Raw genomic sequence first — 18,983 nt, forward strand, 5'->3', positions numbered from 1 at the left:
CTTTTAGGGTAGTTTACAGTAATAATTTAAGTTTGCAGTATAATGCTGATAAATATTTGCGGGTTAATCATGACAAAAGCACGAATCCAAGATTATGCTAGGGTAAAATTTAAACGCATAGTGTTGTTTTTTTCGATCGCACTTTTGCTCGCTCTCTTAATTGTAGCAACTAGATCCGCCTACGTTCAAGATGTTTTGAGAACTCTGTTAATGCGGATCGAGGATTTAGGGTGGTGGGGGCCAGTGGCTTTTGTAGCTACTTATAACTTGGCTACTGTGCTGTTTGTACCGGGTTCGGTACTGACGCTGGGAGGGGGGGCGATTTTTGGTTTGTGGTGGGGTTCGGTTTACGTCTTTGCGGCGTCCACTTTAGGTGCTGTATTTGCTTTTGCGATCGGGCGCTATTTGTGCCGCGATCGCGTGGTAAAATATATGGAATCTCACCCCAAGTTTAAAGCTCTCGATCGCGCAGTTTCCCAACAAGGATTAAAAATAGTTTTTTTGACTCGTCTTTGTCCTTTATTTCCTTTCAATTTATTGAATTACGCTCTGGGAATCACTCAAGTTTCTTTGAAAGATTACGTGCTAGGTTCCTTTGGCATGATACCGGGTACAATTATGTACGTTTACTCGGGTTCTTTGGTGGGAGAGGTTGCTGCGATAGGCACGGAAACTGTGTATGCAAGTCCTCAAGATTCCGCAGTAAAATGGTTGATTAATATTATCAGTTTTATTGCTACTGTCGCTGTTACTGTCTTTATCACTCGGATAGCCAGCAAAGCTTTGGAAGAAAGTATTTAATTAGGATAATTTGCCAATGTCGCAGTCAAAAGTCGATCGCGTAACTGTCCCCCCGATGGACGAGCACAACCAGAAATTAGTCTCCTATTTGCATCCCCCCGATTGGGTAAATCCGCAACCGGCTAGTTCTTATAATTTAGTAGTAATTGGCGCGGGGCCCGCTGGATTAATTGTGGCTGCAGGTGCCGCAGGTTTGGGCGCGAAAGTTGCTTTGATTGAAAAACATTTAATGGGCGGCGACTGTTTGAATGTCGGTTGTGTGCCGTCAAAAGCTTTAATTCGCTCGTCTCGCACTGTTGGCGATATCTGGGAAGCAAGTAAATTTGGTGTTAATGTTTCTGACAGTGTAGAAGTGGATTTTGCCGCTGTGATGGAACGGCTGCGCCGCATCAGGGCGGGAATCAGCGATGTTGATTCTGTTGAACGCTACCAGTACAAATTAGGAGTTGATGTTTTTCTGGGTTCTGGTCGTTTTACTAGCAATAATACAGTAGAAGTGGCAGGTCAAACTCTCCGCTTTAAAAAAGCAGTAATTGCCACAGGTGCAAGGGCGCGACAACCACAAATTCCCGGTTTACAAGAAGCTGGATATCTGACAAATGAAACTGTTTTTAACCTCACGGAAAGACCTCAGCGTTTGGCAGTAATTGGCGCAGGGCCGATCGGCTGCGAATTGGCTCAAGCCTTTCGGCGGCTGGGTTCCGAAGTCGTGTTGCTGCACAAAAATGCTCAGATTTTAGACAAGGAAGATGCGGAGGCTGCTAAAATCGTGCAGCAGGCTTTTCTACGGGAAGAAATTCAACTAATACTAGAATCCACAATCGATCGCGTTGAAAAAACAAATGCAGGCAAAGTAATTTATTATAAATGTCAAGGTAAGGAAGCATGGGTAACAGTAGATGAAATTATTGTGAGTACAGGGCGATCGCCCAATGTGGAAGGATTGAATCTGGAGGCGATCGGTGTCGAATACGATACACAAACTGGCGTATTTGTCAACGACAACTTGCAAACTACTAATCCCCGCATTTATGCCGCAGGCGATATTTGCATGAAACATAAATTTACTCACGCTGCTGATTTTGCCGCGAGGATGGTGATTCAAAACACTCTATTTTTCGGGCGCAAAAAGCTCAGCGCTTTGACGATACCTTGGTGTACTTACACAAACCCGGAAATTGCGCGCGTCGGAATTGGGGAACACGAGGCTAAGGAAAAAAACATTGATATCGATACATTTTTAATTCCTTTCAGTCAAGTCGATCGGGCAATTATTGACGGCGAAGAGGAAGGATTTGTGAAAATTCACGTCAAGAAAGGCAGCGATAAAATATTAGGTGCAACTATTGTAGCGCGCCACGCTGGGGATATGATCAGCGAGATTACTTTGGCAATGGTTAACAATATTGGTTTGGGAAAGATTGCTAGCACAATTCACCCGTATCCAACACAAGCTGATGCAATTCGCAAAGCCGGGGATGCTTACAATCGCACTCGTTTGACGCCGTTTGTGAAAAATTTGTTTAACCGCTGGCTGGCTTGGACGCGATAGTTTGAACTGTATTGAATCAACACCAGGTACAATTGAACCGTAGGGGCGGGTTCACCAACCATCTATGGAAAAAATTAATAATCTCCTAAACCCGCCCCCACCCGATAGAAAATACAAATTTACCATTAATTTATTGAATCAAATGTTGATGTAAAATAGGGCGTTGGAGGGCGGGTTTATCAGATTGTTTGATTTGTGTTAAAGATTTCGGTGAACCCGCCCCTACAGAGATTGCGGTTTCAATATTCCCCTTTACGTTTCTGTTTCTGTTTCAAATCCAACACCTTCATACAAAAGTGCGATCGGCAAATCAAACTCAATGCTTGATAAAGTGATAATCTCCCCAGCAGTGTAAGAATAGTACAGCCACATTCTCCCCTCTCCCCGACAGTAACGCTCAACAAAAATCTTTTGTGAATCAATCAAGATATACTCTTGCAAAGTCGGAATTTTCAGATAACAAGTGAATTTTTCATCCCGATCTTTAGCACTTGTACTGGGAGAAAGAACTTCCACAATGATTTTAGGATTCTGAATGAAATTGCGCGAATTAATGTCTTCTGGATCGCAACTGACTATCACATCAGGGTAGTAGTAACGGCTTTGAAAACTGACTTGCAATTTCACATCTGACACGTTCATCCGACAGCCTCTGGAACGCAGATGCGGGCGCAAGTTCCTGTAAAAGTTAAGTGCAATATCGTTATGGGGAATTGTACTGCCCATTCTGGCAAAAACTTCGCCGTTGACATATTCGTAGCGAATCTCTTGTTGAGCTTCCCATTCGAGATATTCCTCAACGGTCATTTTTTGGGGTGGTTGGGGAATGGATATCATAACAAAATTTTTGTCAATGTTACTTTGAGTGTAGCATTAGGAGTTGGGAGATCGCCCGCGCAAACAAACCCTGCCTTAGAAATCCCCTTCATCTACTTGGAATACCGTCAATCCTAAGCCTCTCCACATATCAACAACTTGCTGGCGATCGTCCAACACAAACTTAACATTATATTTCCCTGCAATATGCCGCCGATAAAATTCTTCCTTCATAATCGCATCCTTCCTCATATCTCCGGTTTTCCGCATATAAAGAGCGGCATAATTGACCTCATACTGCTGCAACCATTTTTCAGTTTGAGGCTGACAATCATCTGTGCGGCCCGACACTACAATAATATGGGCGCTGGTTTGCCACTTGCGAACGGTATCTAAAACTGGCGGATTGGGTAAATCGCGATCGCACGTAGAAGCATCAAAAGGATTTCTGCCATTGAGAAGCGCTAATGTGCCGTCCATATCAACAATAATTGCATCCGGCAAATCCGGGTTATATTCCGGCGGCACAACGGGAACCCGCACGTACTTATTGTACATCTTCATTATCACATCTTTGCCCACCGAATTAAGTCTTTTCAAATCCCGTTTAATACATTCCTCAACCGGAACTTGTAGGAAAGAATCATTAACTTCGACAACAGCTTTACCTTTAACCAACTCCTTGATATGCTCGATGTGAGGCCCAAAATTAGTATCATCAACAATGACGTGCTTGCCGCTTTCCAAAGCCATCAAAATAATCGTATCTCTCAACTGCACAATAAACTTTTCATTTGCCGGCGACCAATGAGAAGCGTGAGCCATTTCTCTGAGCAAATCTTTATTGCTACGCACCCACTTGGCAGGTTCCGACAGCAGCAATTCCCTAGCAAATTGAGATTTTCCCGAAGCAGGTAAACCGACAAGTACAATAACTCTTTTCATGGCAATTGGTAATTGGTAATTGGTAATTGGGCATTGGGCATTGGGCATTGGGCATTGGGCATTGTTTAAATACTTACCTCTTCATTCCATCCGTCAGATCCGTTACATCCCGTACATTGCTCGTTGCCGAACTTCCCTCTTCCCTCTTTCTTAAACATTTGCCTCACGCTCGATAATTAATCCGTGTATCCGTGTCAAAATCCGTGTCGTGCCTTCTTCTTCACAAACCTAGATGGATGTAATCTAAACCCAGCAACTCTTCTATTTTATGAATAGTAACATCGCGGAGAGCTTCTTTCACTCCCGCAACTCTTCGGGCCCGCAAAGAAAACAAAATCCCGGAATACGGCAAATGTTTCACAGCTAATGCAAAATCTTTCTGAACTTCGATATGTTCGTGCTGTCGGTAAGCTTCCTCGATTTCTTCAACCAAAGATTGATATTTCTCCTTAACTTGTTGATACAACTTACTCCACTCAGGAAAATAAGCTAAAAACTCTTCTCCTTCATTAGTTAAAACAATCTCGATCATCCTGCGAGTAGAAAACCCTTCGCGCAGATGGGAAATCGCCACATATTGCGGAGACTTTACTTTAACTCTGTTGAAGTTAGCATCGCAGATAATATACCCTTCCGAATTCATCGGATCTAAATGTTGAGCCGCTTCGACAACTTCTTTCCAGCTAGTTAAAGGATAGGATGCTACCAATTCCCAGCCGTATTTATTGGCCCAAATACTCGGAGCGGTTTCTAGCAGCGTTTGAGTGTTGCGAACCCCGTGCAGCACGATTTGATTGTTTTGTTGCTGGACAACTATTCTATTGTAAGGCGTCATCAACTCAAAGATAAAACACTGGTCTGTTTCTTGTGGCAATTGATATCCCAATTCTTGCCAAACTTTCCAAAAAAGTTCGGCAAAGGTGAACCCAAAACCATTAACTTCACCGGCCGCGTCGGGAGTGCCGCTAGATTGCACTCTCCATTCTCCCTTGTAAAAATACAGTACAGTCAGAGAACCGTCTAGTTTTTCATAAACTTTGGCATGACTCCAATCAATTGCAGCGGCGTGAATTTCTCCGTAATTAAAAAATTTGTCGTAGGGATAAGAAACTATCTGCCAATCTTGAGATGAATCTAAAATAATGCCTCGGCACTGCTGGACTATCTTTTCGCCCAATGGAGATTCTATCTGCGAGTATTTCAGACAGACTAAATCGGGATATTGGCGGTGGCGGGTAACTTTGATATGATAAGTTTCGGACAAAGTTTCCAATCCGTACTGGCGCAAATACTCTTGCAGTTCCACGATAGACTCCTAAATTGCTCGCCTTCTCTATATTATATATGACTTCATATTCTGGCAACCTTGTCAAGATAGTCAAAAAACATTTTTCCCGGAAAAGCGAGTGTTAATTTGGTATTTTGAATTATGGTTGTACATACGTGAATGCGGTTTGCCGCCCAACTAAACTCTTGGAATATTAAGGAAAAAGACCGTGAAGAAGAAATTATTACTTTTGGCTACTTCTGCTTGTGTATTGACTGCTTTAGTACCTCCCTCGGTTGTTTTTGGATCTTCGCCATTGTCGCTGCGACAATCGGGAACAACACAAATTGCTCAAGGAGGCGCTGCGTTTCCGGTAAATGAAATTTTGCGAAAGTTAAAAGGCAAAACGCAAGTGCCTATTTTTATTCCCAGCAGGATTCCGCTTTCGGGAAAAATGTACTATCCAACTACAGCACAAGCAAACAGCTATAGTATTTCAATCGAGTATAAACCAGATTGCGGCGGTACGACTGTTTGCACTTTTGGGTCAATTCTAGGTCAAAAAGGCGGGGAGTTTACTACAAAACTAGAAGGGGTAACTAAGACGTTAAAAAATGTCAAACTTGCGGGCGGAGTGAAAGGAGTTTTTCATAACGGTTGTGGGGCTTACTGCACAGCAACTCTTCAGTGGAAAACTCAGGGTTTTATGTATACCGTCGTCATTAAGAACGGACGAGAATCTGATTTAATTTTAATAGCAAATTCTGCTATTAAAGCTGGGAAGCGTTAAGTTTGGCAGTCTGGGAGGCACAACTTCTATATGTAGGGTGCGTAAGCGCGCACCTTACCGTTATTGTATGATATATCTTAACTCGCACTCGCCCCTTACAAGATGCTATATTTTTTTGCGCTTACCTACTTCGGGGGAAATTAGGATGAGGAGAAGATGGCTATTTGCGGCAATTTTTGCTTGTGTGGTGACTGCTTTTACGATTCCCTTCGGGATAGCTTCGCTTCACGCACCTTTGACACCAAACTCAGCGTTAGCAAGGACTGAACTCCCGATTACAGAAATCCGCTGGTTTAATTTTTCCCCTGAAGATAGCTGGCAACCGATACAATTTATTGTACCCGATCGCCACACTGCAAAATCTGTCGGCCGCCGCAAGTTGCGGTTGTACGATGTTCATATTGCCAAGATGTTTGAGATTTCTCATTTTCTGTGCGATCGCGATCGGGCTTCTGAGGGTTACACTTGGTCTTATCAAACGGAAAATGGCAATATTGAGATGGGACGCTTCAAAATTAGCTGCAATCTCGCCCGTTCCATAGCCACAGCTTACGGGTTAGGGAAACCAGAAATTACAGTGATTCGCCGCAGCTTCAACCTGAAAAATGGTCGCCCTTCTTTTGCGCTAGAAAAATACTCTATTCCAACTTTTAACATTGCTAAAAATAGAGTTGTGCAGTGGAGGAATTTTGTGCAAAAGTTGACCCCAATCTCCGATAACTCAGGTGCAAACCAAGCTAACAGTCGTTTTCCTGCTAGTAACATCTTTAGACAAATCAAAGGCAAAACGCGAGTGCCTGTTTTTCTTCCGAGTAGACTTCCTTTATCAGACATTCAGCAACTTGATTTTGATGTGCAAGCAGGTGCCCACGGTTACATTGTGGGAATGTATTTAGGAAAAGGATGCCGTGCGGGAGCCTGTTATTTCGGCACAATCGAAGCTCAAAGAAATGAACCGTTTTCGCCTCCTTCGCGATTGCCGCAGGATACTTACAGAAGCGTTGAATTGGCGGGCGGATTCAGGGGGATTTATTTCAATAATTGCGGTGCTTACTGCACTGCTTTTGTTGAGTGGCAAAGGCTGGGGGTGCTGTACCGAGTCACAAGGAAAAACGCACGGCAGCAAGAAGTTGTCCAGATAGCAAATTCTGCACTTCAAGCAGGGCAACGTTAAATTGTGGCGGGAAATGGAAAAGGTCGATCGACCTTTTTCGCATTAAATATCCCGTTGCTGTACAATTAAAAAGTACCTAAAAAACTAATGAGATGCCTGCGATTAGCGTTGAAGAAGCCAAGCAGAGTCTGCAAGCTATCTTGGAAAAGGTGGCCAAAGGAGAAGAAGTGACGATCGTACACGAAGGTAAAGTAGTAGCTCGCGTAGTCCCGCCGCTCACGAAGGAGCAGCGGTTAGCTGAACTCAAGAGATTCCGAGACTCTATTCAAGTAAAGGGTGAACCGCTGAGTGCAACAGTCATTAGGCTGCGAGAGGAGGAACGCTATTGATTTACTTGGATACTAGCGTCATTGCTCCCAATTACTGGCCCGAACGTCTCAGCGAAGCATCTCAGCAGTTACTGAGGACTGAGACTGAACGAGGGTTGAGCCAGCTAGTTGAGGTAGAATTTTTTTCCGCACTGTCTCGCAGAGTGCGAATGAGAGAAATTTCTCAGGAAAGGGCAAGACAAATAGCAATAGAGTTTCAGGCAGACTTGGACAGTGATTTTTATACTCGCATCCAGTTAGAGCCAATTCATTACAATTTAGCTCGCGATTGGATTAGCAGTTTTGAAGTACCGTTGCGTACCTTAGATGCACTGCATTTAGCAGTAGCAAGTTCTAATCAGTTGCGTTTGGTGACTGGCGATGAGGCTTTGGCTCGCAGTGCTCGGACTTTAGGAATTGAAGTTCAGTTATTGATTGCCGTAGCTGAGGGCTAAAAGTTCCATCGACCTTTTATCAAGGAAGCTGCACTTACGCCTCCACCAAAGGTGCATAGCAGGATTTCATATCCTCGTGGGAGATCATTTTAGTTGATGTTTCCGCAGGTTCTAATCCCTTGCGAGCGTTGAGCCAAGGTGTCTCTGATTGCGTCAATTCTGCAAGATGTTTAGCACTTAATTCTCCATAAGCATTCCAAACTTCTTCGAGAACCTCGATTTCATCTTCATCAAATTCTGCTTCAAAATTATCGGGAGCTGGAATATCGCTATATTTGTAAGCTTTGTACTCATCCCACACATCGCGGACAATGGGGCCGGAAATCCAAGCTTCAATCTCTTGAAAAAATAGCGGCTGGTTTCTAAATACTAAACTCCAAGCTTGCGCGTAATATACGAGCTTTTGCAGTTTGAGAGGAGAAATGGTATCGCCTGCTTCTCGATCGACACGACATAAAAAGTAACGAGCTACCTCAAGAGCACTTTTCATAGTTTTAGGATTTTAGTAATTTGACAAATTCACTTTTGATGCTAAGCTATTGGGTGGCTTTAGAAGTACGATCGCAATTACGATCGCCCTTTTCCCCTCACAACTACATTTCTCTCTCCAAATCTCGCAACTTTTGAGCTAATTCTTTCTCGCTGCAGCTAAGCTAACTCCTCATGTCAACCAGGTTCATCCGGCTCTACCCTAGGTAAATATTACATCTTGCACCATTCTCAAGAACAGGCTTTCCGGCCTGTTCCACAAAGAGTAGATTTTCCTGTGGAACGGGCCCCAGAGCCCGTTCCTAAAAGGCTTATTGACAATGGTGCAACATCTCAGTAAATCGTACATCGCCGGCAGGCTTTGCTTCGGAATGTCGATCGCCCCGATGCCAGCGACTCCCAATGCTGGATGGGAAACATCATCAAGACTCACTGCTACTGGCGGTCAAAACCTGGTATTTCTATTTGATCGCCCGAATTATCCCAACCAGCAATTAAAGTCCCCACCTGCGGTACGCTAGATCAGGTGAATATATTGGCTGATTTCAAGCTATCCTCCGATCGATCTTATGTCCCCAACCACATCTGCCCCTTCCCGAACCGTTCGCATCGGTTCCCGCAAAAGCCAACTCGCTCTCGTGCAAACCCACTGGGTGCAAGAACAGCTACAGAAACACTTCCCGGAACACACTTTTGAAGTCCACACCATGTCCACCCAAGGGGACATAATACTTGATGTCGCCCTCGCTAAAATTGGCGATAAAGGACTTTTTACCAAAGAATTAGAAACGGGGATGATTAACAATGAAACGGACTTTGCCGTTCATTCCCTCAAAGATTTACCTACCAATTTGCCCGAAGGTTTAATTTTAGGATGCGTCACCGAACGGGAAAATCCCGCTGACGCCCTGGTAGTTCACTCCAAGCACAAAGACAAGCAACTCGACACCCTCCCAGAAGGTTCTGTAATCGGTACTTCTTCCCTGCGGCGGCTAGCTCAACTGCGGCATCATTTCCCTCATTTTGAATTTAAAGATATTCGCGGCAATCTCAATACTCGACTCGCTAAATTAGATGAGGGCGGTTATGACGCGATTATTTTAGCAGTTGCCGGCCTCGAAAGATTGGGAATGGGCGATCGCATCCACCAAATTATCCCTGCAGAAATCTCCCTTCACGCCGTCGGACAAGGTGCTTTGGGCATCGAATGCCGCGCCGGAGACACAGAAATCATGGCACTGATTAAAGCTCTCGAACACTCGGAAACCGCCCAAAGATGTTATGCCGAACGCGCATTTCTGCGGGAATTAGAAGGCGGCTGTCAAGTGCCGATCGGCGTCAATACCAAAATAGAAAACGGTCAATTAACCTTAACCGGAATGGTATCGAGTCTCGACGGCCAGCGATTCGTCAAAGATAGTGTTTCCGGGGCCGCCGAGACTGCTGAAATGATCGGAATTGACCTCGCTCACCGCTTGCGCCAACAGGGTGCTAGTGAAATTTTGGAGGAAATATTTGTCCAAGTTCAACGTGGTTCCTAAAACCGATCCGCATCTCTTTGTCAATGCTTTTAGACGCGATATATCGCCTTTTGTAAAATAAAAATAACAGGCGGTTTGCTTTGGCAAAACAGGTAGAGTAGCAGTCTGATTGTAGATTTTTGATGGGATTTTAGGTAGGACTCGCGCGATAGATTTCAAAAATATCTGACTAATTTAGGACGCTCCGCACGGGTGTTAAGCAACCCGGTTTCTGATGTAAGTCTCGCTGTATAGCCCAAGATTTATGGTAAAAACCGGTTTTTTTTCGTAAGTCCTATAATTCTTAACATCCCCATCCACAATCTACAATCAAACATCCCAAATTAATCAGCAATTTATTTCAGGTAAAAGCCAAATATGAGCGCTAGAGAAACTCAATTAAAGCTGGAAGTGAAAAAGGTTCAGCAACTCTATAGCAAAATGCAAGCAGACAAACAAGCTTTGCAGAAGCAATTGAAAGAGTTCAAAACTCAAGCCGGAAGTTTTTCGGATGTAGTCGAGCAAGTCTTGCCGTCCTTAGTTTCAATTTACGTCATGGATTGGGATACAGAAGAAGAGATTTCTTCAGGAAGCGGGTTCTTTGTATCGCCGGACATAATTGTCACGAACTATCACGTTGTAGAAGATATTGCCGATGAAGATTACTTCTATGAAGAAGATGAAATCGAACAGGTTTTAGTCGAAACTCACGACGGAAAATTGAGATTGGCAGAGGTGGTGTTTACTGGTAATGCCGAAGAAGATTTAGCATTACTCTTAATTAGCGATTTTACCTTCGACCCGAACACAGGGGAACAAGTGGACTCTCCCCAAGAATATCCTCCCCTAGAGTTGTCTTTGGATGTGAAAGTGGGAGATAGAGTTATTGCTGTGGGCAATCCTTTGGGGCAGTTTGCTTCAACTGTAACTCAAGGTATTATTAGTGCAATTCGCGAACCAGAGGAATATGAAGAAGGCGACGATGAAGAAGATGTTGCTGAGGTGAAGGTGTTGCAAACTGATGCGGCGATTAATCCGGGAAATTCGGGCGGCCCGTTGATTAATATGGCTGGTCAAGTGGTTGGTGTGAATACCTGGGGATTGGAAGATGCCGACAGTATTAATTTGGCGATCGCCTCTGAAGCTTTGGATGATTTTCTAGCGGGATTTGAGGAGACTTTTGAGGACAATTCTCAGAATTAGTCCGTAGCTGTCGGTAGATTTTATCCCACATTTAACCACCAATGTAGGGGCGGGTTCGCCTAGATATTTGACACCACAGACAAATGATAAAAACCCGCCCCCACCCCACCCAGAAATTAAGAATTAATTGTATTTAACGGTGGGGGAAATGGTCGATCGGGGTTATTGGTTGGGTGGGGGCGGGTTTATCAAGATTATCGGTGGGTGGCAAATATTTTGGTGAACCCGCCCCTACAGATTTTATTCAATATTTATCATAAAATCGATCGCTATTTTTTTCACCGCACAGCGACGCGGATGGAAAAAGGGCGATCGCATTCTTGAGTAAACTGCGATCGCTACAGCAACTCAGATTTATACTTGTTTTTGGACGGCGCGTTAATATTGTGCCACTCCCCATTTAAACTTAATCTAGACTAACAATCTCAAGGAACACAAAAAAATAATGCGTATTTTATTTGTATCCGCCGAAGCATCACCCCTCGCCAAAGTGGGCGGTATGGGCGATGTCGTCGGCGCTTTGCCGAAATTTCTGCGGCGCATGGGCCACGATGTCCGCATCTTCATGCCCTACTACGGTTTCGTCCCCGACAAAATGGACGTTCCCAAAAAACCTGTTTGGGATGGGTCTGCCATGTTCCAAAGCTTCTCGGTGTTTGAAACTGTTTTGCCGGGAACCGATGTACCTTTATACTTATTACAACATCCATCTTTCTTACCGCGCCGCGTTTACGGCGGTGTAGATGAAGATTGGAGGTTCACTTTCTTTGCCAATGCTGCGGCTGAATTTGCCTGGAATCATTGGAAACCCCAAATTATCCACTGTCACGACTGGCATACGGGGATGATACCTGTTTGGATGAGCCAAGACCCCGATATCAGCACGGTTTTTACTATTCACAATTTAGCTTATCAAGGGCCGTGGCGCTGGCGTTTGGAGCAGATGACTTGGTGTCCTTGGTATATGCAAGGTCACAATACAATGGCTGCCGCAGTACAGTTTGCCGATCGCGTAAATACAGTTTCACCGACTTACGCCGAGCAAATCAAAACCCCAGCTTATGGGGAAACTTTGGAAGGTTTGCTGTCTTACCTCGGCGGTAAAGTATCGGGCATTTTGAATGGAATTGATACAGAATCTTACAACCCAGCAACTGACAAGTACCTCCATCAACAATTTAGTGTTGATACTATTGAAAAGCGCCCCGCTAATAAAATTGCGCTGCAAGAAGAAGTCGGTTTGGAAGTAAATAAAAATGCCTTTTTGATCGGCATGGTGACGCGGCTGGTAGAACAGAAGGGATTGGATTTGATAATTCAAATGCTCGATCTGTTCATGGCCTATACCGACGCTCAATTTATTGTACTCGGAACGGGCGATCGCTACTACGAAACCCAACTCTGGCAAATGACAGCCCGCTATCCCGGTAGGATGTCCACCCAACTACTTTACAACGAGGCCCTCTCCCGGCGTGTTTACGCAGGCTGCGACAGCTTCCTGATGCCCAGCCGTTTCGAGCCCTGCGGCATCAGCCAAATGCTCGCCCTCCGCTACGGGTGCGTGCCAATGGTTCGTCGCACCGGCGGTTTAGTGGATACCGTTTCCCACAACAACCCCATCGACAATACCGGTACAGGTTACTGTTTCGATCGCTATGAGCCCCTAGACTTGTTCACCTGCATGATCAGAACTTGGGAAGGTTTCCGCTACAAAGATAAGTGGAGAGAACTGCAACAGCGCGGCATGAGAGAAGATTTTAGCTGGGATATTTCGGCCCGGAAATACGTCAACTTGTACAGCGATATTTTGGGACTGCCGCCCGAAGAAACTGCACCGGCACCAGAGGCAGAATTGATCGTTGGTAAGGGTTAATCGGTAATCGGTAAGTTGACAGTTGACAGTTGACAGTTGACAGTTGACTGTTGACTGTTGACTGTTGACTGTTGGCTGTTAGCTGTTGTTTTTTGTTAGTTTTTTGTTCCAATGCCCTATGCCCTATGCCCTATGCCCAATTCCCGATTAATCAACAAATAAATCGAGAGGTAAATGACCGTAAGTGCCGCTAACTCCACCTTCTGAGGAAGATTGGCACGAAATCAAAACGCCCCGGTAAGTTCCGGGATAGCCGTCAACATAATACGACCCCTTCAAAGTATTGAACTTAATATAAACCGAACCAGCAAAGGTCGAGACAGCATTGGGATCTAAAACAGCTTGATATCCCAAAGCTTTTAAATAAGCTTCTAAAGCTAAAAACCCCTCATCCGTCGAAGAAGCGCACACTCCCAACATTTGATAATCCGACAAACTTGCTACCAGCAAAATCGCTTGACGGAGTGCCTGTTTTTCCAGCGGCGATGCTACAGATTGCATATCCAGACAAGTGAAATCTTTGAGGATTTGCTGTGCTTCTTCAACAGTTAGGGTAGTCGGGTTTTGAGTAGACATGAATTGCTCTGATATTTCCCAAAATTACGATCGACACTGGGGTACTCGTCAACGAATTTCTGCCCTTGCAACCCTCTATCGACGGCGGTAACACTTGCACAAGTCCTGATTATAGCCGATTGTGCGCTCTGGCAATCAATTCGGGCGATCGTCTTCGAGGGCTTGGCCAACGCCGGAAGCGCACAAAAAAGCTAGTAGTTTTTACCCCCGTTTTCAAGTTTAGATCAGTCCGCGTTTTTTCAACTTTGCTAGCGCATCTTCAGCCGCATTTTTCTCAGCATCTTTTTTGCTTTTGCCTTTACCTTCTCCATAGAGTTTCTCTGCGACATACACTTTAGCGAGAAATTCCGGCTTGTGGGGTGTGCCTCCTGCTTGGACTGTCACGTATTTGGGCGGAGTCGTGTCACCATTGGCCTGTACCCATTCTTGAAAGCGATTTTTCGAGTCTACAGTCGATCGAGTTTCCACAACATTTTCGGGAACAGAATCAAACATTTGTTGCACAAAGTTGCGAACTTTGTCCATGTCTTGCGTGTCGAGATAGTAAGCGCCAATAAATGCTTCAAAAGTGCTACTGAGCAAATTTGGATTAGTAATCCCACCTTCTCGATAAGCTCCTTTTCCGAGCCGCATTTTTAAGTCTAAACCTATTTCAGTAGCAAATCTGGCTAATTGTTTTTCATCTACTAATGCAGAACGTCGGCGAGTCAGTTGGTCTTCTCCCATTTCTGGATGACGCTGATAGAGATATTCGCCGCTGAGAAAAGTCAGCAAAGCATCGCCGAGAAATTCTAAGCGTTCGTTGTCTTCTTCGTTGAAGGTGGGGTTTTCGTTGACGTAGGAACGATGGGTGAGCGCTTGGCGCAGCAGTTTTTCATTATTGAATTCGGGAAGGGTTATTTGGAGTTCTTGTGTTGGATTAGTTAATGGCATGGGAGTTTTGTAATGGTTATTTTTTTTGAGTTGGGTGTTATTATGTGGACATGAAAGAGCCGCAGATAGCCGTTGGTTTGGAGAATCTAGTTTATCAAATAAACTGGATTTTTGCTATCTGCGACCTGGTGAATGTCTAGGAAGTTTAGGCAGTCAGTTTGTAAGTCTCGATCGACTTCGGCAATTCATCGATCAAGTAAAATCGATCGGCAAGCTTTTTGAGATTGTGACTATCATTACCTTTGCGGGCAACAATTATCACCTTCTTCCCCTTTTCATGCAGATCGTGAATCAAAATTTCACCGTAGCCGTCTCCAGACACAATAATAAATGTGTGTGGGTATGAACTCATTGAAGCCTCGCTACAGCAGTTCATTGACAAATAAAAGTCTACAGCATTTTTGATGTTTAGGGATACATCAAAACGTTGAAATTTTAGATAGTCTAAAGTTTCTTGTGCAGTCTTATTTCTTTGTTTCCAATTGTCGTAAACTTTTTGATTGACTACATATCCTAGTCCACTAGCAAAGAGTAATAAATCTTTGGCTCGTTTGTAATCAGGGATGTTCTGATAATCCCAATAAATGGAAACTAAAGGCTGAGACTGGCTTTTTTGTTGGCCTGTGGTTCGATGATTGTCTGTCATTGGATCGTTCCTAAAAAAGGGTGAGCAGACAGCATCAATAAATTACCCATCTAGCACGAAGTATTGTTTTTGGGTTCGCTCAAAAATGAGCTCGCCCATTTAACAAATGGCTCTAGTAACAAACTATGAATTTAGTTTGTAGTTGTTTGGTTAGCGTCTCAGCGATACGATGTGTAAACTTCGGCTAGGGGTTCTAAAAACCCGTTGATATACACATTTAAACAAATGTTGTGCCAGCCGAAATAAACCCATCATCCTCGCTGAGACGACTTAACCAACACTCCTTGCTTTTGAATGAGGGTGTTTATCTCAGCTATACTACTTTGATGCTTGCACATTAATTCTAAAATGTCAATGGGTAATCTGATTTATTTTTTGAGCTTGATTTTATGAACGGGACTTATGCGATCCGACAAAAGAAACCGGGTTTTTTATCGAATCTGCGGGATGCAGCGAAGTATTTTCGCAAAAAAACCCGGTTTCTGGCTACTTGTGGGTAAGTCTCAATTGTCAGCTATAGTCTATTAGGGGAAATATTACACCAAATGGGATGATACCATAATCCTAAAACAGTGTAATTTTTACCCTATGTTGCGAACTTGCAGAACGTCGCGACGCGACAAATGGTTTAGCTGGCTGAGTGAGTCAATGGAAGCTTGGGATTTTTGCCGTCGGTGGTTCCACGCCACACAAGAAGAAGAAAAAGCCAGAGGCTACAAAGCGCGTTGCAACCTGCTTCTGGTAAAGGTTTTAGGCGTTAATATTGATGCCGTCAAGCGGTGGGGGCCGGGTTTTGAAAAAATGCCAGACCACCACAAGCGTACCTTGTCATACGCTGACACGCTGCGAGAGATGATAGAGGTTGCTGGCAAAAATGAAGATTTTTTGGAGGAGGTACTAGAACGAATCAAAAACAAATCCAAACAAATAGGGGAATATTTACACTAATTTTGTGGTGTCAAGCGGGCTGGGTGTTGTATTTTTTGGATGTAGCACTCAACTAGCAAAAGCCTTTAATCACTGTGACACAGAGTTTTTTATCCAATTCCAGCAGCGACGCCATTCAACTTCCCGCGTCGCTGCTAACTCCCGACGCAGCAAATCCTGAGAAAGAACCCCTCAAACATCTGCTGATAGGTTCTCCCCAAGCTGTCAGGAGTACAATTTACCTACTCCACGCGCGCGGGTACGCTGAGGTTGGTGTCTGGAGTCCCCTGCTACCAACTGCTAAAAGTGGTGAGGTGATGAGTATTTTTGTGAAATACCTTCGCATCTAATAGATTCAGATTGCATGGTGCCCCGGAATTATGCTGTGTGCGAAACAATTAGGGTTTGCTCTTCCGGGGCACCCCAGGCGGAGTGTCACTAGATTTTTGCTATTTTATATTAACTAAAAATTATTTTTCTGACATCCTTCGACCCACGCGCCCTGACCTCAGAAACCCGGTTTCTACGAGATTTTGCGACGAGTCACGAAAAATACAAGAAGAAACCGGGTTTCTCGCCTCCGATGCGATCGCCCCTCTCCCAGCAAGCCTCTCCTGCTGATCTGCGGCATTTAAACAGTAAATGTAAAAATATGTTGCAAACTTGGTACTGCTGTGTTAAGTTTAGTTACAGAAGGTTGAAATTAAACGAGGTTTCTGGTCATGGAAAACAAAGACGCAAAGTTGGGCTTCACTGAGTTCGCTGAAACCTGGAACGGCCGTTTGGCAATGTTAGGCTTCGTTATCGGCTTAGCTACCGAATTCCTCACCGGTCAAGGCATTCTCTCTCAAATCGGTTTGATGTAATCAGCTTAACTGCATACAATAGCTGAAATTCAGTCGGGCGATCGACCCCATCACAAGTACACTCATCCCCCCGCTAATAAGTCCCCTTCACTTCACACGGAAGGGGATGAGTGCATTTTTTATCAAAAAATCCCACAGAGGGCACAAACAAAAATCTTTTCAGTCTCAATATTTATCGCGAGACTAACTCCAGCAAACTAAGCAATTTCTACAGACTCAAAAATCCTCAATTTAGGAGTCAAAGTCGCAACCTTCACCAAACCGTCGCGTTTGTGATTCCCCACGCTGTTACGTGAAATCATCTCCGACAGATCCGGCATTTCCTGCCAGCACTGCGAGCAGAACCAATAAAGGCGATTGTGGCGAGCGTGGCGGAGCAATTTAGAGGAGCAACAAGGGCAACTATTCATGATATTTTAAACCTTTTTTGAAGATATGGAGCGATAACCCAATCATTAGAGAGATTCACGAATGCCTGCACATCTCAATTCCAGGCACAAAAATAAAAAATCTCTTTCACTCACAGCTTTGAGCGTCGCGCAAGTAGCACTTTTGGAGGCCCAAGAGTAACACCACAATCAAAAGCTGAACGCTCCAAGGTGCCCAAGAGAAACCCCAAATAAAACAACCCAGCCCTGCCCAAGCCACAAGAACAAAAATATCTTGAGAGGTTTGCCAGTAAACCCAGACTGCTGCCAGAGAAACTATTAGTAGCAAAATGTAAGCTGAGGGCATAATCGTCTTCTCCCAATGTGTCTGTCAACAGTCAGGAGCGATCCCTGACGTTCTGCTTAAACATAAAACTCAAACCTGAAGAACTTATGAAGATGAGTGAGTTGTTACAAAAAGTAAAATAATCCTGCCAGCTTATATTTTCCCGATAAATCAGTAGGAATACCGATCTCATGGCTGAGTCCGAATTCGGTTAAATGAACGCACTACCAATAGGGATTTAGGCATCCCTAATTGGTATCAATTTCACCCCAAGACCGACAGGGTTGAAACTGATACCGGACTGAGGTTTTTAGTCTTAAGCTGACAGGACGAAAGGCACGGCGCCTAAGCCCCTACATATATCCTGTCCGCTAGACCGGATTTTATCTAAGGAACCAGACCAAAGAAACCAAGTTTTTTTAACTCTCTTTGCCTGCAAAACTACTGCTTGAAAAGCTGCACAATTCAATGCGGGCGATCGATCTATTCTTGCTCCCAGCCCAAAGCCTCAGCGACCTGAGCCGCCAAAAACATCGGTTCAAAAGGCTTAGCAATCACGCTCACCACCCCCAAATCCGCGAACATCCGCCTGTCCCCAGCCAGAGCCTTAGCTGTCAATAAAATTACCGGAATGTGCTGCGTAGCCTTATTAGCTTGTAACTGTATAAAAGTAGTAGGCCCGTCTTGGTCGGGCATCATCACGTCCAATAGAATCGCATCAGGCTGTTCGGCAAGAGCCTTAGCAACACCCTCGCGACCCGAACTCGCTGTCAGGACTTCCCAGCCCCCCACCAGTTCAAGACTGACTTGAGCTACTTCCCGAATATCTTCCGCATCGTCAATAACCAAGATGCGCTTGGCAGTCAAAATTAACATTTTTTTAGCAAGGAGAACTAATTACAGATTAGAGGCGAAATGTGAATATTTTATAAAGCAAATTATCTTACCCGATCGGACTTTACCGAAAAACTGGGTCTAAAGCCCAGTCCTTCGCTTGACGGCTTTTCCTCTTTAAGCTTATCAATCCAGTCCTCTACAAGTTGGGTCATTCTTTTTTCTTTCTGTTTGGCAATTCTCCGCAACTTCTCTAGCCGACTCACGGCAATGCGAATACTTAATCTTTCTCTG

The 18,983-nt window shown here is 44.4% G+C and carries 24 protein-coding genes; 13 read left to right on the forward strand and 11 right to left on the reverse strand.

Annotated features, from left to right (window positions below; translation table 11 throughout):
• The first annotated feature begins 69 nt into the window (after nucleotides 1-69).
• Together QT990_RS13575 and QT990_RS13580 are read left to right on the forward strand one after the other, a co-directional pair.
• A complete protein-coding gene (locus tag QT990_RS13575; protein ID WP_333465328.1) occupies nucleotides 70-801 on the forward strand; it encodes a TVP38/TMEM64 family protein in 732 nt (243 codons plus the stop codon).
• Between the two features lie 16 nt (nucleotides 802-817).
• Nucleotides 818-2,353, forward strand: coding sequence for a mercuric reductase (locus QT990_RS13580; protein WP_333465329.1), 1,536 nt, complete (start codon nucleotides 818-820; stop codon nucleotides 2,351-2,353).
• A 252-nt stretch (nucleotides 2,354-2,605) separates the two neighbouring features.
• On the opposite strand, the gene QT990_RS13585 is transcribed toward QT990_RS13580, so the two are convergent.
• The 3 genes from QT990_RS13585 to QT990_RS13595 all read right to left on the reverse strand — a co-directional run bounded on the left by QT990_RS13585 (nucleotide 2,606) and on the right by QT990_RS13595 (nucleotide 5,420).
• Nucleotides 2,606-3,190, reverse strand: coding sequence for a Uma2 family endonuclease (locus QT990_RS13585; protein ID WP_333142443.1), 585 nt, complete (start codon nucleotides 3,188-3,190; stop codon nucleotides 2,606-2,608).
• Nucleotides 3,191-3,265: 75 nt separating this feature from the next.
• Nucleotides 3,266-4,162: a phosphatase domain-containing protein gene (locus QT990_RS13590; protein ID WP_333301041.1), complete on the reverse strand. Its 897-nt coding sequence runs from the start codon at nucleotides 4,160-4,162 to the stop codon at nucleotides 3,266-3,268.
• Between the two features lie 172 nt (nucleotides 4,163-4,334).
• Entirely contained in the window at nucleotides 4,335-5,420 is a 1,086-nt protein-coding gene (locus QT990_RS13595) for a T4 RnlA family RNA ligase (RefSeq protein WP_333142445.1), read from the reverse strand.
• Nucleotides 5,421-5,610: 190 nt separating this feature from the next.
• Between QT990_RS13595 and QT990_RS13600 the strand changes: the two genes are divergently transcribed.
• The 4 genes from QT990_RS13600 to QT990_RS13615 all read left to right on the forward strand — a co-directional run bounded on the left by QT990_RS13600 (nucleotide 5,611) and on the right by QT990_RS13615 (nucleotide 8,108).
• Nucleotides 5,611-6,171: a hypothetical protein gene (locus QT990_RS13600; RefSeq protein WP_333142446.1), complete on the forward strand. Its 561-nt coding sequence runs from the start codon at nucleotides 5,611-5,613 to the stop codon at nucleotides 6,169-6,171.
• A gap of 145 nt (nucleotides 6,172-6,316) precedes the next feature.
• Nucleotides 6,317-7,345 (forward strand): hypothetical protein, encoded by a 1,029-nt coding sequence (locus tag QT990_RS13605; RefSeq protein WP_333142447.1) that lies wholly within the window; start codon nucleotides 6,317-6,319, stop codon nucleotides 7,343-7,345.
• Nucleotides 7,346-7,437: 92 nt separating this feature from the next.
• A complete protein-coding gene (locus QT990_RS13610) occupies nucleotides 7,438-7,674 on the forward strand; it encodes a type II toxin-antitoxin system prevent-host-death family antitoxin (RefSeq protein ID WP_333142448.1) in 237 nt (78 codons plus the stop codon).
• The gene (locus QT990_RS13615) at nucleotides 7,671-8,108 is read left to right on the forward strand and encodes a type II toxin-antitoxin system VapC family toxin (RefSeq protein ID WP_333142449.1); all 438 of its coding nucleotides are present in this window, start codon (nucleotides 7,671-7,673) and stop codon (nucleotides 8,106-8,108) included. Before QT990_RS13610 ends, QT990_RS13615 begins: the two co-directional genes overlap by 4 nt.
• 34 nt (nucleotides 8,109-8,142) lie before the next feature.
• Here QT990_RS13615 and QT990_RS13620 read toward each other — a convergent pair whose 3' ends face one another.
• Nucleotides 8,143-8,598, reverse strand: a complete 456-nt coding sequence (locus tag QT990_RS13620; protein WP_333142450.1) for a type II toxin-antitoxin system antitoxin SocA domain-containing protein — start codon at nucleotides 8,596-8,598, stop codon at nucleotides 8,143-8,145.
• A gap of 319 nt (nucleotides 8,599-8,917) precedes the next feature.
• On the opposite strand from QT990_RS13620, the gene QT990_RS13625 reads away from it, so the two are divergent.
• From QT990_RS13625 to QT990_RS13635, 3 genes are all read left to right on the forward strand, one after another.
• Nucleotides 8,918-9,118, forward strand: coding sequence for a hypothetical protein (locus QT990_RS13625; protein ID WP_333142451.1), 201 nt, complete (start codon nucleotides 8,918-8,920; stop codon nucleotides 9,116-9,118).
• 48 nt (nucleotides 9,119-9,166) lie between these two features.
• Nucleotides 9,167-10,138 (forward strand): hydroxymethylbilane synthase, encoded by a 972-nt coding sequence (hemC, locus tag QT990_RS13630; protein ID WP_333142452.1) that lies wholly within the window; start codon nucleotides 9,167-9,169, stop codon nucleotides 10,136-10,138.
• A 357-nt stretch (nucleotides 10,139-10,495) separates the two neighbouring features.
• Nucleotides 10,496-11,320, forward strand: a complete 825-nt coding sequence (locus tag QT990_RS13635; RefSeq protein WP_333142453.1) for a S1C family serine protease — start codon at nucleotides 10,496-10,498, stop codon at nucleotides 11,318-11,320.
• 244 nt (nucleotides 11,321-11,564) lie between these two features.
• On the opposite strand, the gene QT990_RS13640 is transcribed toward QT990_RS13635, so the two are convergent.
• Nucleotides 11,565-11,720: a hypothetical protein gene (locus QT990_RS13640; protein WP_333142454.1), complete on the reverse strand. Its 156-nt coding sequence runs from the start codon at nucleotides 11,718-11,720 to the stop codon at nucleotides 11,565-11,567.
• Nucleotides 11,721-11,765: 45 nt separating this feature from the next.
• Here QT990_RS13640 and glgA point away from each other — a divergent pair, with 45 nt between their 5' ends.
• Entirely contained in the window at nucleotides 11,766-13,193 is a 1,428-nt protein-coding gene (glgA, locus tag QT990_RS13645; RefSeq protein ID WP_333142455.1) for a glycogen synthase GlgA, read from the forward strand.
• A 147-nt stretch (nucleotides 13,194-13,340) separates the two neighbouring features.
• On the opposite strand, the gene QT990_RS13650 is transcribed toward glgA, so the two are convergent.
• The 3 genes from QT990_RS13650 to QT990_RS13660 all read right to left on the reverse strand — a co-directional run bounded on the left by QT990_RS13650 (nucleotide 13,341) and on the right by QT990_RS13660 (nucleotide 15,348).
• Entirely contained in the window at nucleotides 13,341-13,769 is a 429-nt protein-coding gene (locus QT990_RS13650) for a DUF1824 family protein (RefSeq protein ID WP_333142456.1), read from the reverse strand.
• Nucleotides 13,770-13,988: 219 nt separating this feature from the next.
• A complete protein-coding gene (rnc, locus tag QT990_RS13655; RefSeq protein WP_333142457.1) occupies nucleotides 13,989-14,702 on the reverse strand; it encodes a ribonuclease III in 714 nt (237 codons plus the stop codon).
• 145 nt (nucleotides 14,703-14,847) lie between these two features.
• The gene (locus tag QT990_RS13660; RefSeq protein WP_333142458.1) at nucleotides 14,848-15,348 is read right to left on the reverse strand and encodes an NYN domain-containing protein; all 501 of its coding nucleotides are present in this window, start codon (nucleotides 15,346-15,348) and stop codon (nucleotides 14,848-14,850) included.
• Nucleotides 15,349-15,936: 588 nt separating this feature from the next.
• On the opposite strand from QT990_RS13660, the gene QT990_RS13665 reads away from it, so the two are divergent.
• The 3 genes from QT990_RS13665 (at nucleotide 15,937) to QT990_RS13675 (ending at nucleotide 17,141) form a co-directional block, all read left to right on the forward strand.
• Complete coding sequence (locus QT990_RS13665) at nucleotides 15,937-16,296, forward strand: hypothetical protein (RefSeq protein WP_333142459.1); 360 nt, start codon at nucleotides 15,937-15,939, stop codon at nucleotides 16,294-16,296.
• Nucleotides 16,297-16,370: 74 nt separating this feature from the next.
• Nucleotides 16,371-16,625 carry a hypothetical protein gene (locus tag QT990_RS13670; RefSeq protein WP_015176458.1) on the forward strand — a complete coding sequence of 85 codons (255 nt, stop codon included), beginning with the start codon at nucleotides 16,371-16,373 and terminating at the stop codon, nucleotides 16,623-16,625.
• Nucleotides 16,626-16,997: 372 nt separating this feature from the next.
• On the forward strand, nucleotides 16,998-17,141 hold the full coding sequence (locus QT990_RS13675; RefSeq protein ID WP_006632525.1) for a chlorophyll a/b-binding protein: 144 nt from the start codon (nucleotides 16,998-17,000) through the stop codon (nucleotides 17,139-17,141).
• Between the two features lie 516 nt (nucleotides 17,142-17,657).
• Here the strand turns inward: QT990_RS13675 and QT990_RS13680 are convergent.
• The 3 genes from QT990_RS13680 to QT990_RS13690 all read right to left on the reverse strand — a co-directional run.
• A complete protein-coding gene (locus QT990_RS13680; RefSeq protein ID WP_190655558.1) occupies nucleotides 17,658-17,876 on the reverse strand; it encodes a hypothetical protein in 219 nt (72 codons plus the stop codon).
• Nucleotides 17,877-18,338: 462 nt separating this feature from the next.
• Nucleotides 18,339-18,731: a response regulator gene (locus QT990_RS13685; protein ID WP_333104178.1), complete on the reverse strand. Its 393-nt coding sequence runs from the start codon at nucleotides 18,729-18,731 to the stop codon at nucleotides 18,339-18,341.
• 62 nt (nucleotides 18,732-18,793) lie between these two features.
• On the reverse strand, nucleotides 18,794-18,983 hold a 190-nt coding region (locus QT990_RS13690), incomplete at its 5' end, for a hypothetical protein (protein WP_333465330.1).

The sequence above is a fragment of the Microcoleus sp. T3_B1 genome, assembly GCF_036700445.1.
Taxonomy (GTDB): Bacteria; Cyanobacteriota; Cyanobacteriia; order Cyanobacteriales; family Microcoleaceae; genus Microcoleus.

Bases quoted from the DNA above. Each gene is read 5' to 3' on its own strand.
- QT990_RS13610 (WP_333142448.1), top strand. From the start codon at position 7,438: ATGCCTGCGATTAGCGTTGAAGAAGCCAAGCAGAGTCTGCAAGCTATC.
- QT990_RS13585 (WP_333142443.1), bottom strand. From the start codon at position 3,190: ATGATATCCATTCCCCAACCACCCCAAAAAATGACCGTTGAGGAATAT.
- QT990_RS13650 (WP_333142456.1), bottom strand. From the start codon at position 13,769: ATGTCTACTCAAAACCCGACTACCCTAACTGTTGAAGAAGCACAGCAA.
- QT990_RS13680 (WP_190655558.1), bottom strand. From the start codon at position 17,876: ATGCCCTCAGCTTACATTTTGCTACTAATAGTTTCTCTGGCAGCAGTC.
- QT990_RS13640 (WP_333142454.1), bottom strand. From the start codon at position 11,720: ATGGGGAGTGGCACAATATTAACGCGCCGTCCAAAAACAAGTATAAAT.
- glgA (WP_333142455.1), top strand. From the start codon at position 11,766: ATGCGTATTTTATTTGTATCCGCCGAAGCATCACCCCTCGCCAAAGTG.
- QT990_RS13620 (WP_333142450.1), bottom strand. From the start codon at position 8,598: ATGAAAAGTGCTCTTGAGGTAGCTCGTTACTTTTTATGTCGTGTCGAT.
- QT990_RS13575 (WP_333465328.1), top strand. From the start codon at position 70: ATGACAAAAGCACGAATCCAAGATTATGCTAGGGTAAAATTTAAACGC.
- QT990_RS13660 (WP_333142458.1), bottom strand. From the start codon at position 15,348: ATGACAGACAATCATCGAACCACAGGCCAACAAAAAAGCCAGTCTCAG.
- QT990_RS13605 (WP_333142447.1), top strand. From the start codon at position 6,317: ATGAGGAGAAGATGGCTATTTGCGGCAATTTTTGCTTGTGTGGTGACT.
- QT990_RS13580 (WP_333465329.1), top strand. From the start codon at position 818: ATGTCGCAGTCAAAAGTCGATCGCGTAACTGTCCCCCCGATGGACGAG.
- QT990_RS13665 (WP_333142459.1), top strand. From the start codon at position 15,937: ATGTTGCGAACTTGCAGAACGTCGCGACGCGACAAATGGTTTAGCTGG.
- QT990_RS13685 (WP_333104178.1), bottom strand. From the start codon at position 18,731: ATGTTAATTTTGACTGCCAAGCGCATCTTGGTTATTGACGATGCGGAA.
- hemC (WP_333142452.1), top strand. From the start codon at position 9,167: ATGTCCCCAACCACATCTGCCCCTTCCCGAACCGTTCGCATCGGTTCC.
- QT990_RS13625 (WP_333142451.1), top strand. From the start codon at position 8,918: ATGGTGCAACATCTCAGTAAATCGTACATCGCCGGCAGGCTTTGCTTC.
- rnc (WP_333142457.1), bottom strand. From the start codon at position 14,702: ATGCCATTAACTAATCCAACACAAGAACTCCAAATAACCCTTCCCGAA.
- QT990_RS13635 (WP_333142453.1), top strand. From the start codon at position 10,496: ATGAGCGCTAGAGAAACTCAATTAAAGCTGGAAGTGAAAAAGGTTCAG.
- QT990_RS13675 (WP_006632525.1), top strand. From the start codon at position 16,998: ATGGAAAACAAAGACGCAAAGTTGGGCTTCACTGAGTTCGCTGAAACC.
- QT990_RS13590 (WP_333301041.1), bottom strand. From the start codon at position 4,162: ATGCCCAATGCCCAATGCCCAATTACCAATTACCAATTACCAATTGCC.